The following is a 13,532-nucleotide window of genomic DNA, read 5'->3' on the forward strand; positions in this document are numbered from 1 at the left end:
AAGTGCCAGCCATTGCGGGGATCGGGGGAAAATTCAGGTACTTTTTCCCTGAAAATTAGGTAGTTGACCACCTCAAAACTGGTAAAACCCCACACCCCACACCCCACACCCCACACCCTGCCACCACCGAAAAGCTTTTTCAGCAAACCCTACTTAAGTGATTAGCTTTTGTCCCTTGCTTGCCCCACCTCCCACCTCCCCCTTACCTGTAGGGGCGGGAAAAAAGTTTTTTTGGGTACAGGAAGTATGTAAAATGGAATGTTGATCTTTCTTGGCCTAAACAGCATTTCATGATTTCGAGTAACGACTTTCGGAGCGGTACGACCATCGAGATAGATGGCTCTGTCTGGCGGGTGGTGGAATTCCTGCACGTCAAACCGGGCAAGGGATCGGCCTTCGTGCGAACCAAGTTAAAAAATGTTCAGACCGGCAACGTGGTAGAACGGACGTTCCGGGCGGGGGAAACCTTACCCTCAGCCACGATCGAAAAGCGTACCATGCAGCACACCTACAAAGAAGGCGATCAGTTTGTCTTCATGGACATGGAGACTTTTGAGGAAGCAACTCTCACCCCTGTACAAATGGGCGATCGAGCCAAGTATCTGAAGGAAGGAATGGAAGTCAATATTCTCTTTTGGAATGAGCAAGTGTTAGATGTGGAATTGCCCACCTCGGTAATCTTGGAAATCACCGATACGGATCCGGGAGTCAAGGGAGATACGGCCACCGGTGGCACCAAACCGGCGATCGTAGAAACGGGAGCGCAGGTGATGGTTCCCCTGTTTATTTCTATCGGTGAAAGGATCAAAGTGGATACCCGGGATGGTTCCTATCTGGGACGGGAATAATTGTGATCAGAAGCCCAGAAATGAGGGCTTAGGGACGGGTTTAGGACTAAAGCCAGTGTTTCTGAGCCTGTTTCCCAAAACTTAGCCGCTAGATGCAAAAAATCGACGGTTTGGTAGGTGTGAATTTGGATTTGTTGCTTTTTATTTGCGAGGGGATTTCAGAGCGGTGACTATTGATTACAACGAAATTCGAGAACTGATCAAAACATTGGCAGCAACGGATATCAGTGAATTTAGCCTGAAAAGTGCAGATTTGGAGCTAAATATCCGCAAAGGAACCGTTAATACTGCCCTTGGGCCTCTCGCCGCTCCCTTGCCGGTGGTGACGGACACCGTCGCCGCTCCAGTGGTAGCCGCAGGTCCCACCCCGGTCCCAGAAACCCCCACTCCCGAACCCGTAGCCGCCGCTATGGATAAAAAATGGCTGGCGATTACCTCTCCCATGGTCGGCACTTTTTATCGCGCTGCTGCTCCCGATGAACCCTCTTTCGTGGAAAAAAACGATCGGATCCGTGTCGGACAAACGGTCTGTATCATCGAAGCGATGAAGTTGATGAATGAAATCGAAGCGGAGGTGGCCGGGCAAATCGTCGAAATCGCCGTCGCTAACGGTGAACCGGTAGAATTCGGTCAGACATTAATGTGGGTTAATCCCGAATAGACAGAATGAAAGCTATCCTCATGACCGCCGTGGATGTCCTACAGCTTCAGGAAGTCCCCACCCCGAAAATTAGTCAACCGCATCAGGTTTTAGTAGCATTAAAAGCCGCTGGTGTCAACCCTATTGATACAAAAATTCGTAAACGCGGCACTTTTTACCCCGAGCAAATGCCGGCCATTTTGGGCTGTGACGGGGCGGGAATTGTCGAGGCCGTTGGGGCGGCGGTGCAGGATTTTCGCCCCGGGGATGAAGTGTATTTTTGTAACGGCGGACTGGGCAAGGCTGGCACGGGAAATTATGCTGAATATGCCCTGATCGAGGCGGATTATCTAGCCCACAAGCCGAAATCTCTTTCTTTTGCCGAGGCGGCCGCTGTACCTTTAGTTTTAATCACCGCTTGGGAAGCACTCTATGATCGCGCCCGTCTCCAGTCGGGACAAAGCGTACTTATCCATGGCGGGGCCGGGGGTGTTGGTCATGTCGCGATTCAATTGGCGAAACTGAAGGGGGCTAAAGTTTATACGACGGTGGGAAATAGCGATAAAGAGCGTTTAGTGCGGCAATTAGGGGCAGATTACCCGATTTTATACAAACAAACCGATTTTGTCTCGGCGATACTTCAACAAACCGCAGGGAAAGGGGTAGATGTCGCTTTTGATACGGTGGGAGGGGAAACTTTTGGCCAAACTTGCCGAGCGGTGCGAGTGTACGGCGATATGGTGACGATTTTGGAACCTACGGGCAGCTGGAAGGAAGCGCGCGATCGCAATTTGCGGATTAGTTTAGAATTAATGTTAACCCCGGCTTTGATGGGACTGCCAGAAGCGCAAAAATATCAAACAGAAATTCTCAGACAAGGGGCGCGTTTAATTGACGAGAAAAAGTTAACTATTCATCTCTCCCAAACCTTCCCTTTAGCGGCAGCTATCAGCGCCCATCAATTGCTAGAAACTGGTTCGATGACGGGGAAAATAGCCCTAATTATTGACTAGAAATCTGCTTGTCACTATTTTCTCTCATAAGCTGCCCGCGTATTTAGGGTTGGCTGAATAAATCTAAAAACCTTGTTGGATAAGACTTTTAGACCTTTTTGAAATCCAAAAGTGGCCGGCATGGGAGTGATCAGGGGGAAAATTCAGGGACTTTTTCCCTGAAAATTAGGTAATTGACCACCTGAAAATCGGCAAAACCCTACACCCTACACCCAGGAAAAACTTTTTGCCGCAAACCCTAGATAGTCAACAGTTTAGTTGAAACCCGATTAAATTTTCGATCGCTTTGACCAAATCTTGATTAGTCCAATTCCGGTACAAACAAGCGGCGATCGCACATCCCCCCGCACCCACTCCCTCTTTGACAAAACCCTGTTGATAAGCTTGCAAACCCGGGTATTTAGAGGCAGAAAAGTCTAATTGTGTGGCTAATAAAGGCAATTTTCCGATCATGCGGGCTAATCCCACCGTATCCCCCGTTTTATCTTCCGCTACCCAGCGAGTTGTGCCGACGATGATATTTTCCCAGTTAACCGGATAGGCATATTTAGCCACTAGAGCTTGAATTAGGGCAGAAACGGCTAACATTTGGGTTCCTCCGGCGAGGAGTACCCCACCCTGCCCACTGGCGGCGATGGCCATGCCAGCGACGAAAATCTGCTGAGGATCGCCTAGGGCGGCGATTACCTCAAAAGGATCAAAAATTTCTTTTCTGGCTAATCCCTGCTCAACTATTGCCTGTTTCTGAGCATGATTGCACTGGGGATGGCTGCTGTTAACTTTGCCGTTGGCTCGATAACCCAATCCGGTGAGGATGGCGAGGGCGGTGGTGGTGCCGCCGACCACGCACTCGCCGATAATTAGATAACTAGACTGGCGGGCTAATTTTTCTCCCCAAGTTAATCCTTGGGCGAACAGGTGTTTTACTATGGTCAGGTCTAGGGCGCGGCCGGTGGAGAGACAACGGGCCGGTTGTCCCCCCAGTTCGATATAATCGACGGCCGGGGGCAAGGGTAAACCGGCGTTAAAAACGAGGACGGGAATGGCTAATTTTTCCACCACGGCGCGGGTAATATAGGCGGGGGAGGCTCCCACCGTTAGGGGGGGTAAGGGATAACGGGGATGGGGTGAAACTCCTTTAACGATAAATTCGGCATCGGCGATCGCTGTATATTTTCTATCTTCCGGGGTAGCACCGGCGGTGGAGATTCCGGGGATTAATCCCGTCTCGGTAAACCCCAAAACTAGGGCAAATATCGGACAACATTTTTGATGGCGCTGTAACCAATTTTGCCCCCGTTCGATTTCCGTGTAAATTTTAATCATCTGTGATTTTCTTGATTATGTCTCCCCTGTCTTCTGCAATTATCGATACTTGGCGACGTTTTTACCGAGATCCCCTGGCGGTAATAGGAGCGATCGCATTAATGATAATTATTCTTGCTGTCCTATTCGGTCCGATTTTCTATCGGGTCCCCATCGATACCATTGATTTTAGTCAAACCACTGCTCCCCCTAGTTTAAAACATCTTTTTGGGACTAATGATCTGGGCCAGGATCAATTGGCGAGGATTTTGGTGGGGGGTCGAATTTCCCTAGCGGTGGGCATTGCTGCTATGATGGTGGCGATGATTCTAGGGACAGCGATCGGAGCTATTTCTGGGTTTTACGGGGGCGCGATCGATGGTTTGTTGATGCGATTAACGGATTTATTCCTATCTTTGCCCCAATTGCCCCTACTTTTACTGATTGTCTATCTATTTCGCGATAGTATCAAGAAAATCGCCGGACCGGAAACGGGCATTTTTATCCTCGTGGTTTTAGTAATCGGGGGTTTAAATTGGATGTCGGTGGCGCGATTGGTGCGGGGAAATTTCTTAAAGTTACGGGAGATGGAATTTATCTCGGCTGCGATTGCTTTGGGGGCCACTCCTTTCCGTTTAATCTGGGTGCATTTATTGCCTAATGTTTTGGGAATGATTATCGTGGCGGCTACTTTAGCGGTGGGTAATGCGATTATTACCGAGTCAACCCTGAGTTTTTTGGGTTTGGGTTTCCCCCCCGATGTGCCGACTTGGGGACAAATGTTATTTAAAGCTAAAGATTACTTGACAACTGCCCCCCACTTGGTCATTTTTCCCGCTCTAGCTATCGTGATCACGGTGTTAAGTATTAATTTTATCGGTGATGGTTTACGGGATGTCTTTGATCCTAATGTGTAAGGAAGCGTAGAAGTGGATAATTGCCGAAAATTACCCAGAACCCCTATGATGATCAGTAGCGATGGTGAGGAAATAAATACTGTGAGTAGCGTAACTGTCATTAGCGATCAGAAGTTTGACAAAGAGGTTTTTGAGGTCGAAAAACCCGTTTTAGTCTATTTTTGGGCGAGTTGGTGCGGTCCGTGCCGTCTGGTATCCCCCTCGATCGATTGGGTGGCCAAAACCTACGGCGAACGGCTAAAAGTAGTTAAACTAGAAATAGACCCTAACCCCAACTCGGTGGCTAAATGTGATGTGAAAGGTGTTCCCGCTTTACGCATCTTTAAAGATAACGAAATTATTGCCACTCATGAAGGGGCGATCGGCAAACAACAATTACAATCTTTTATCGATACCTATGTCAGCTAATTAGGTATCTGTGGTTATGAATAACTTAACCCTAGCACACCGCTTACAGGCACTCCAATCCAACGTTTTTGCCGATATGGATCGGGCAAAAGCTGCCAGTAGAGAAGCGGGTAATACCATTATCGATCTTTCGCTCGGTTCCTCCGATCTTGGTGCTGCTCCCCATGTTATCGATGCTATAGAGCGATCTCTCCACGATCCTCACACCCACGGCTATTTACTCCATAATGGTACGGGAGACTTCCGAATAACTGCCGCTAACTGGTATAGCGATCGCTTTGGTGTCCCCGTCGATCCGGAAACGGAGGTTTTACCCCTAATTGGTTCTCAGGAAGGCACGGCCCATCTACCTTTGGCCCTTCTCAACCCCGGGGATTTTGCCCTGCTGCTCGATCCGGGTTATCCCTCCCATTTGGGCGGTGTTGCCCTTGCCGGCGGTCAAATCTACGGAATGCCAATTTTGGCAAAAAATGACTTTCTGCCGGTTTTAGAGGACATTCCTGACCTAGTGCTGGCACAATCGAAGCTGATGGTCTTGAGTTATCCCCATAATCCCACTACAGCGATCGCACCTTTGGCATTTTTCCAAAAAGCGGTTGATTTTTGCCGTCAGCATAATTTAGTTTTAATCCACGATTTTCCCTATCTAGACATCTTTTTTGCGGGAACATCGCCCCCCCCGTCAATTTTACAGGCCGATCGAGCTAAAACTAATTCGATCGAGTTTTTTACCTTTTCCAAGTCCTATAATATGGGCGGTTTTCGCATCGGTTTCGCCATTGGCAACCCGCAGTTAATTATGGCTTTGCGACAGATTAAAGCCATGGTTGATTTTAATCAGTATTTGGGCATCCTCAACGGGGCGATCGCTGCTTTAACCGGTAATCAAGATTCAGTCAAGGAAACCGTCGCTATCTTCCAAAAACGCCGGGATGTGTTTATTAATGCCCTAAATCGCATCGGTTGGCCAGTTGCCACTCCGGCCGCTACTATGTACGTTTGGGCGAAAATTCCCCCCAGTTGGCCGGGTAATTCCGTCGATTTTTGTCGGCAATTGGTGGCCCAAACCGGTGTCGCGGTCTCTCCTGGTTCCGGTTTTGGTAAGGGTGGCGAGGGTTATGTGCGTTTTGCCTTAGTTCACGATCCCGATATTCTAGAGGCCGCCGTGGAGAAAATTGCGGCTTTTTTGGGATCAAATCGATGTTTAACCTGAGTTTGGCCTAAAGTGAAACCCTGATTTTACCCTGGGTTTCTGGCTTTAATACTATCTTTCAACGGTCAAAACTGACAATTAAAAGTAGCTTTAGGGCGTAAAGAAGCGTAATTAGTGAATTTTTGCCCCAAAAATCGCACACCTTTGGAAAAAGTCCTTGACAATTGCTAGAGGAAGGGGGTAGGTTACAATCAGTTTAATTTTATGAAGTTTTATGTCATCAACCCAACTTATCAATCACGGGGGGGGGGGAGAAGCATAGCTTATCAAAGGCTCTGCTCAAATCCTTTTCCCTAGTCACGGCCACTGCGATCGGATGTGTTGGTATCGCCACCAGTGCCACTGCGGCCAGTTTTTCCTTCGCTTTCGGTAGCTTCGGTACGGGGAACGGTCAGTTCTTTTTAGCCTACGGTATCGCCGTCGGTAGCGGTGGTAATATCTATGTAGCCGATACGTTGAACGCTCGCGTACAGGTATTCAACCCCAGTGGTGTCTTCCAGTCCACTTTCGGTAGCCAAGGTTCGGGGAACGGTCAGTTCTCGGACCCCTCCGGTATCGCCGTCGATAGCAGTGGTAATATCTATGTAGCCGATACGGGCAACGGTCGCGTACAGGTATTCAACCCCAGTGGTGTCTTCCAGTTCGCTTTCGGTAGCTTCGGTACGGGGAACGGTCAGTTCTTTTCACCCTACGGTATCGCCGTCGATAGCAGTGGTAATATCTATGTAGCCGATACGAGCAACGGTCGCGTACAGGTATTCGACCCCAGTGGTGTCTTCCAGTCCACTTTCGGGGTCGGTAATTTGAGTTCACCCCAAGGTATCGCCGTCGGTAGCAGTGGTAAGATCTATGTAGCCGATACGAGCAACGATCTCGTACAGGTATTCAACCCCAGTGGTGTCTTCCAGTTCGCTTTCGGTAGCTTCGGTTCGGGGAACGATCAGTTCTATTCACCCTACGGTATCGCCGTCGATAGCGGTGGTAATATCTATGTAGCCGATACGAACAACAGTCGCGTACAGGTATTCGACCCCAGTGGTGTCTTCCAGTCCACTTTGGGTAGCCAAGGTTCGGGGAACGGTCAGTTCTTGGAACCCTACGGTATCGCCGTCGGTAGCGGTGGTAATATCTATGTAGCCGATACGGGCAACAGTCGGGTACAGGTATTCAGCCAGGGTCAGCCGCCAGTAGGAACTCCTGAACCTTCTAGTATTATCGGATTAGGCATACTAGGGGGCGGTTTAGTGGTGCGTCGCCTCGCTAAACGGGGTTAATCGGTGTGGGGTGGGGAGATGAGCCGAAATTTCCCTAATTACCCACCCTTTGCGGTTAAAAGCTTTAATTGTGCTGCTGTCTTTGTAATTCCTCGATCGCGTCGGGGGATAAATCGGTAAATTGGGCGATTTCTGGGATAGAAAAGCCAGCAGATAGCATTTTTAGGGCAATTTGTCGAGCTTTTTCTTCTTTGCCTTTTTGTAGTCCCTTTTCCTCGCCTTCTTGTCGTCCTTTTTGTAGTCCCTTTTCCTCGCCTTCCTCTAAAATATCTTGATAGATGACGGATTCTCTCATAATCTCACTCCGAAGGATTTTTTTAATCGTCTCTCGATTTAATACTAACCCAGCGAGAATACTGGTAGCGGCGGCGAGATTGCTTTGCACCTGTTTTTGAGAGATAGTTTCTAGAGAACGGGACACCTGACTTAACACCTGTTCGGGATCATCGGTATTGCTGAGGATGGCAAAGGGTAATAAACCGGGATGATGGAAAAATTGTGGCGTATTTTCTTCCCAAAGACGGATGACTTGGAAGGAATGAAAGGTTTCCCCCAGACGGAAAGTATTTTCTTGTACTAGCGGGGAATCACTACGTCGCAGATAAATTACCACTTGACGCATTTGTTTTTGGGGATGACGACGATAGACGCGAAGGCGATAATCGAGCATTCGGAAGGGAATTTTGGAGTCGGGGTCGGTTTGAAATTCGGTATGGAGAATCAATTCCTCTGACTGCAAAAAAATCAGAGAATCGGCACGAATGGGGTCTAATTGTAATTCCGTCGGGTCGAGGACGGTTAAGGGGAGGGGAGAACCCAATAACCAAGTGGCTAGATCATCGGAGAAGTTTTCGGCAATAAATTTACAAATATTATCAAACATTGCGAGCGTTCTGCCTTTGTAATTACTACCATCCACATCAATAAATTCAAGATTACTTGCTATCAATTCCTAAACAATTAAGCTAAATAAACCCCCGATCATTAGTAAAAGTCTTTGATTTCATGGTAATCTTTGACCCAAGCTTACGAAATATTATATCACCGATTAAGATAGATCATGATTTAATCTTGTTTTAAGTTCACAAACATAATTAACGGTAGCATTATCTGTCTTAATAATTAACTTTACTTCAGCCAATAATTGACCAGATATATAGGGTTCATCTTGAATAGTTTCCTGAAAATTAGGTAAGGATTCCAGACAGGTCAAATATTGATGAAATAGGGAATATTTGGGCTACATAAGCAATAGAAAGTTACCTTTTTTCTAAGATGAGCAAATATTCAGATTTCATGCCATCAGGATTTTTATTCTTGCGAGATTTGAATAATTGTCTGGTTTTAATTCTATCCTCAAAGACGGTATCAAAAATAAAGCCATTTTCCTGAAAATATTCCCCTAATATTCGCCAAGTTTCTACTTCCACCCCATCCACTTTCGGATTACCCACAAAAATGCAAGCTTTCCCAGCTTGTTTTAATTTTCTGGTGGCATTTTCTAAAGCGTTGATAGTGTGACAAAAATAGGAATCGAGTATTTTATGTAAATTCTCTTTCTCTAAAGTCGATCTCACTTGATTTAATGTTTCGGTTTCGATTAATCTGGTAGCCTGTCGGTAGGGAATTTCTAGCTTAGAGATTTTTTGTACTTCTTTTTCTGTATATCCTAACCAATATAAATCTAGTTTTGCTGTTCTGATATATTCTTGTGCTTGCAGATAGGGGGGGGAACTAATTAAACAATCTAACTCTAGATTTTGCTCGATCTCAAAAGTGGCACTATCTACTCCTCCATAAAAAAGCACCTGATTACAATTATGCCAAGTTACGGTAATGTATTGATTAACGCTGGTTAAAGTTTCAAAACTCATCTCTTTAATCGTTCGTTTTAATTCCTCTTGCCAATCTCTTTGTAATAGTTCCTGTATATCTGATTTTTTGTATTTCGATTGAAATAATTTAGGTTTGGTATGTTCTGCATAGGAAAACTGTTTACTAACTTTCACTAAAACCGCTTGAATGATCTGGGAATATAAATCAGGTTCTAGACTTTTTTGACCTGCCCAAAGTTTCTGTAAAACTGCTAAAATATCCTCTGGATACCAATAGTTTAAATTTGACCACTGAGGGATAAATTTATCCTTGCTGGCAAAAACTTGTAAGATTTTTTTATCTAACTCTGAGTAACTCAATGGTTCTTGGTGTTCTGTGATCTTAATCGGTATAATATGGTTTAAAAGATAATTCAGGTCAGTTAAAACCGCATTTCTTTGACAAAGTTTAGCCTCTAAACCCACCGTACCAGAACCAGCAAAAGGATCGATAATCCAATCATCCTTTTTAGTGTAGTTATCAAGGCAAAATCTCACCACTTGGGGAATAAATTTGGCAGGATAATAATAGATGCCATGGGTTAGATAACTGGTGCTGGTGATTTCTGGTACTAAATCTCGAAAAGAAACTAATCGCGGGGTTCCCCGATTAAATTCTTCTAAATTATTAGAATCGAAAAGTTCTAACTGCATGATTCGGCTATCAATTCTTCCTAGGGTAGGCCAGCCAATTAAAATAAAGATTAAAACCGTAGTCGATCAATATTCTAACTTATCGTCCCTTAACCTAACCGAGAACTCAACTTTTTTACTTTTTACTTTTTACTTTTTACTTAACGTGATATACTGCCAGAGGAAAAAATGACGTTTTAATTAGTCTGCGTGAATAGCCAATCCTCGACGATCATAGAACAGGTTAGAGTCCTTGACCCCCTGACACAAACCGATCGCATTGCCGATGTCTGGATTGAGGAGGGGGTAATTAAAGCGATCGAATCTCAGCTTCCCCCAAGAGAAAATAGTAACTATATTTCTGGTCAAAACTGTATTTTTGCTCCAGGATTAGTCGATCTCTACAGTCATTCCGGGGAACCCGGCCACGAGGACAGAGAAACCCTCGCATCTCTGATCCAAGCTGCCACGGCCGGAGGCTGCACCCGGGTGGCAATTCTCCCCAATACTCTCCCCCCCCTCGATCACCCCGCAATCATTAGCACATTACAGCAAAAAAGTCAAGAGTTTTTTGACTCAAAATCGACTCGTCTGCATTTTTGGGCAAGTCTCACCCTAGGAAGACAAGGGCAAAAAATGACCGAATTAGCCGATTTAATGCCTGTAGCGGTGGGTTTTACCGATAATCGCGGACTGGAAGATTTGGGACTGTTGCGGCACTTATTGGAATACCTAAAACCCTTCGGTAAAAATATCGCCCTTTCCCCCGTAAATCAGCAATTAAAGGGTAATGGAGTCATGCGTGAGGGAGAAACCTCGATTCGCTTCGGTTTACCGGGGGATCCTGCTATTTCCGAAACCACTGCTTTAGCCACAATTTTAGAAATCGTCGGCGAAATTAATACACCTGTTCACCTAATGCGAATTTCTACCCGTCGAGGAGTGGAATTAATTCGCGAGGCAAAAATGCGGGGATTGCCGATAACCGCTAGTGTGACGTGGTTGCATCTGCTCTTAAATACAGGATCGATCGCCAGCTATCATCCCAGTTTACACCTCGCTCCACCCTTGGGCAACGAAAGCGATCGCAAGGCGTTAATTGCGGCAATTAAGGAGGGAATTATCGATGCAATCGCGATCGATCATCGTCCCTATACCTACGAAGAAAAAACCGTCTCTTTTGCAGAAGCACCCCCCGGCGCGATCGGGTTAGAATTAGCTTTACCGCTACTCTGGGAAAAATTAGTAATAACCGGGCAATTATCAGCTTTACAATTGTGGCAAGCGCTTAGTCTCAATCCCTGTCATTGTTTACAACAAAAACCGGCATCTCTCAACCCCGGTAATCCCGCAGAAGCAATTCTTTTTCATCCCCAAGCAAGCTGGAAAGTAACGGCAAATAATCTTCACTCCCTCAGTCATAATACTTTCTGGTTAAATCAAACAATTACGGGAAAAGTCTTAGAAATGTGGAATTTTTAAAGGGTGGCCAATTTCTATCTTGAGACTCTCCTAGTTTTTTGGATAATGATCAGCTAGAATTCTAGAGAAAACTAGAGTAATATCATGGAAAAAGAACTGGTATCGGAAAAGCGCGGTTATCTACTTCGCACGGTGGCAGAAGCTAAAGAAATTGTCCTTAATTGGTTGCGAGAAATAAATTTAGTTAATGCGATTAAATTAGGTTTACCAGAAGTGGATGACAGATATCATATTTGGCGAATTCCTTTATGTAATGAACAGAAAAAAACCGTTGGGGAAGTGGTGATCGATGCCTACACTACCGAGATTTTGTTAGATAAAACAACCCGGGCTGAAATTATTATCGCTCGTCTGTTAAAACAGGATGAATCTAAATTAGAAACCCGCAAGAAACCCAAAAAAGAATACAAGCTTTCTTCTCTGAGAAATACGATCGGATTTGGTGATTGTAGTGAACTTTTGGAGGAAATGCCAGCAGAAAGTGTTGATTTAATCTTTACCTCACCACCCTATTTTAATGCTCGTCCAGAATATTCGGAATTTGAAGAATACGAAACCTATCTATTGAAGCTGCGACAGGTAATCAGAAAATGCCATCGAGTTTTGAGTGAAGGACGTTTTTTTGTCATTAATATTTCTCCCGTGCTGTTGCGTCGTGCTTCCCGTAATCAAGCTTCTAAACGTATTGCTGTCCCCTTTGATTTGCATCGAATTTTTGTTGAGGAAGGTTACGATTTTATTGATGATATTATTTGGCTAAAACCAGAGGGAGCAGGGTGGGCAACTGGTAGAGGCCGCAGATTTGCTGCCGATCGCAATCCTCTCCAATACAAAACTGTGCCGGTGACTGAATACGTTTTAGTGTATCGTAAACACACGGATTTACTCATCGATTGGCATATTCGTAATCATCCCGATCAAGAAGTAGTAAAAGCCTCAAAAATTGCCGATGGTTATGAACGCACTAATGTCTGGAAAATTAACCCAGTCACTAACTCAAAACATCCCGCCGCTTTTCCCGTAGAATTGGCAGAAAAAGTGATTACCTATTACTCTTTTAAAGGTGATGTGGTTTTAGATCCCTTTGCTGGTTCAGGAACCGTGGGACTAGCGGCCGCTTCTTTAGATAGACGTTTTGTTTTATTCGAGAGTAATTTTAATTATATTGAACTGATACGAAAGCTAATTACTGAAGGCAATCAGACTGATTTAGACTCAGTTATTTGGCTTAATTGTCCGTTAGAAAACTAACAATGAGCGAGGTAAACACCATGACAGCCGGTAAAAGTCACGCTTATTTTACTCCAAAAGACTATCTGGAAATAGAGAAAATTAGTCCCATTAAACATGAATATATGCAAGGGCAAATCTTGGCGATGGCGGGGGCCAGTAAAGCCCATGTTATCATCACAGGTAATCTTTCAGCCCAATTAATTAATCATTTACGGGGTAGTGGTTGTCTTGCCTACGCTACCGATATGAAAGTGCGTCTCCCTAGCTTAAATATCTTCTATTATCCCGATTTTGCCATTACTTGTGACCAACGAGATCGAGTTTCCCAGGAAGATTTTATCCTGCATCCGCGAGTGATTATCGAAGTTTTATCCGACTCCACGGCAGCCTTTGATAGAGGCGATAAATTTGCCGATTATCAAACTATCCCTGAATTAGAGGAATATCTACTTATCGAACAAAAACAAGTCCTAATCGAACAATATCAACGTCAATCTAATAACCTCTGGATTCCCCATATTTATCAAGCGGGAGATTTAATCACTATTAACTGTATTAACTTTTCTTGTCCGATAGAAATTCTTTATCAAAACCTAGAAATTCTTAGCTAGAATTTTGACCGTAAAAATAGTAAAATGGGGTCAGGTATTAGGATAAATTTCCCCTATTGCCTAACCCCCCAACAACTTAGA

The 13,532-nt window shown here is 45.1% G+C and carries 13 protein-coding genes and 1 pseudogene; 10 read left to right on the forward strand and 4 right to left on the reverse strand.

What is annotated here, in order from left to right; translation table 11 throughout:
- Positions 1–290: 290 nt before the first annotated feature.
- From efp to O9300_RS01365, 3 genes are all read left to right on the forward strand, one after another.
- A complete protein-coding gene (efp, locus tag O9300_RS01355; protein WP_002780130.1) occupies positions 291–848 on the forward strand; it encodes an elongation factor P in 558 nt (185 codons plus the stop codon).
- 166 nt (positions 849–1,014) lie between these two features.
- Positions 1,015–1,509 (forward strand): acetyl-CoA carboxylase biotin carboxyl carrier protein, encoded by a 495-nt coding sequence (accB, locus tag O9300_RS01360; RefSeq protein WP_287969594.1) that lies wholly within the window; start codon positions 1,015–1,017, stop codon positions 1,507–1,509.
- Positions 1,510–1,514: 5 nt separating this feature from the next.
- A complete protein-coding gene (locus tag O9300_RS01365; RefSeq protein ID WP_287969596.1) occupies positions 1,515–2,501 on the forward strand; it encodes a zinc-dependent alcohol dehydrogenase family protein in 987 nt (328 codons plus the stop codon).
- Positions 2,502–2,747: 246 nt separating this feature from the next.
- Here O9300_RS01365 and cobT read toward each other — a convergent pair whose 3' ends face one another.
- Positions 2,748–3,827 carry a nicotinate mononucleotide-dependent phosphoribosyltransferase CobT gene (gene cobT / locus O9300_RS01370; RefSeq protein WP_287969597.1) on the reverse strand — a complete coding sequence of 360 codons (1,080 nt, stop codon included), beginning with the start codon at positions 3,825–3,827 and terminating at the stop codon, positions 2,748–2,750.
- 17 nt (positions 3,828–3,844) lie between these two features.
- On the opposite strand from cobT, the gene O9300_RS01375 reads away from it, so the two are divergent.
- The 4 genes and pseudogenes from O9300_RS01375 (at position 3,845) to O9300_RS01390 (ending at position 7,618) form a co-directional block, all read left to right on the forward strand.
- Positions 3,845–4,723, forward strand: coding sequence for an ABC transporter permease (locus O9300_RS01375; RefSeq protein ID WP_190720051.1), 879 nt, complete (start codon positions 3,845–3,847; stop codon positions 4,721–4,723).
- Positions 4,724–4,768: 45 nt separating this feature from the next.
- Positions 4,769–5,131, forward strand: coding sequence for a thioredoxin family protein (locus tag O9300_RS01380; RefSeq protein WP_287969598.1), 363 nt, complete (start codon positions 4,769–4,771; stop codon positions 5,129–5,131).
- Positions 5,132–5,147: 16 nt separating this feature from the next.
- A complete protein-coding gene (locus tag O9300_RS01385; RefSeq protein WP_287969601.1) occupies positions 5,148–6,344 on the forward strand; it encodes an LL-diaminopimelate aminotransferase in 1,197 nt (398 codons plus the stop codon).
- A gap of 214 nt (positions 6,345–6,558) precedes the next feature.
- Positions 6,559–7,618, forward strand: a pseudogene (locus O9300_RS01390) (6-bladed beta-propeller).
- 64 nt (positions 7,619–7,682) lie between these two features.
- On the opposite strand, the gene O9300_RS01395 reads toward O9300_RS01390, so the two are convergent.
- The 3 genes from O9300_RS01395 to O9300_RS01405 form a co-directional block, all read right to left on the reverse strand.
- A complete protein-coding gene (locus tag O9300_RS01395; RefSeq protein WP_287969605.1) occupies positions 7,683–8,501 on the reverse strand; it encodes an Rpn family recombination-promoting nuclease/putative transposase in 819 nt (272 codons plus the stop codon).
- Between the two features lie 165 nt (positions 8,502–8,666).
- Positions 8,667–8,831, reverse strand: coding sequence for a hypothetical protein (locus tag O9300_RS01400; RefSeq protein WP_287969606.1), 165 nt, complete (start codon positions 8,829–8,831; stop codon positions 8,667–8,669).
- A 46-nt stretch (positions 8,832–8,877) separates the two neighbouring features.
- Positions 8,878–10,146, reverse strand: a complete 1,269-nt coding sequence (locus O9300_RS01405; RefSeq protein ID WP_287969608.1) for a DNA methyltransferase — start codon at positions 10,144–10,146, stop codon at positions 8,878–8,880.
- Positions 10,147–10,335: 189 nt separating this feature from the next.
- Here O9300_RS01405 and O9300_RS01410 point away from each other — a divergent pair, with 189 nt between their 5' ends.
- The 3 genes from O9300_RS01410 (at position 10,336) to O9300_RS01420 (ending at position 13,451) form a co-directional block, all read left to right on the forward strand.
- On the forward strand, positions 10,336–11,607 hold the full coding sequence (locus O9300_RS01410) for a dihydroorotase (protein ID WP_287969610.1): 1,272 nt from the start codon (positions 10,336–10,338) through the stop codon (positions 11,605–11,607).
- A gap of 84 nt (positions 11,608–11,691) precedes the next feature.
- The gene (locus O9300_RS01415) at positions 11,692–12,858 is read left to right on the forward strand and encodes a DNA-methyltransferase (protein ID WP_287969612.1); all 1,167 of its coding nucleotides are present in this window, start codon (positions 11,692–11,694) and stop codon (positions 12,856–12,858) included.
- A 20-nt stretch (positions 12,859–12,878) separates the two neighbouring features.
- On the forward strand, positions 12,879–13,451 hold the full coding sequence (locus O9300_RS01420; RefSeq protein WP_287731762.1) for a Uma2 family endonuclease: 573 nt from the start codon (positions 12,879–12,881) through the stop codon (positions 13,449–13,451).
- Positions 13,452–13,532: the final 81 nt, after the last annotated feature.

Source organism: Microcystis sp. LE19-195.1E (assembly GCF_027532095.1).
Taxonomy (GTDB): Bacteria; Cyanobacteriota; Cyanobacteriia; order Cyanobacteriales; family Microcystaceae; genus Microcystis; species Microcystis aeruginosa.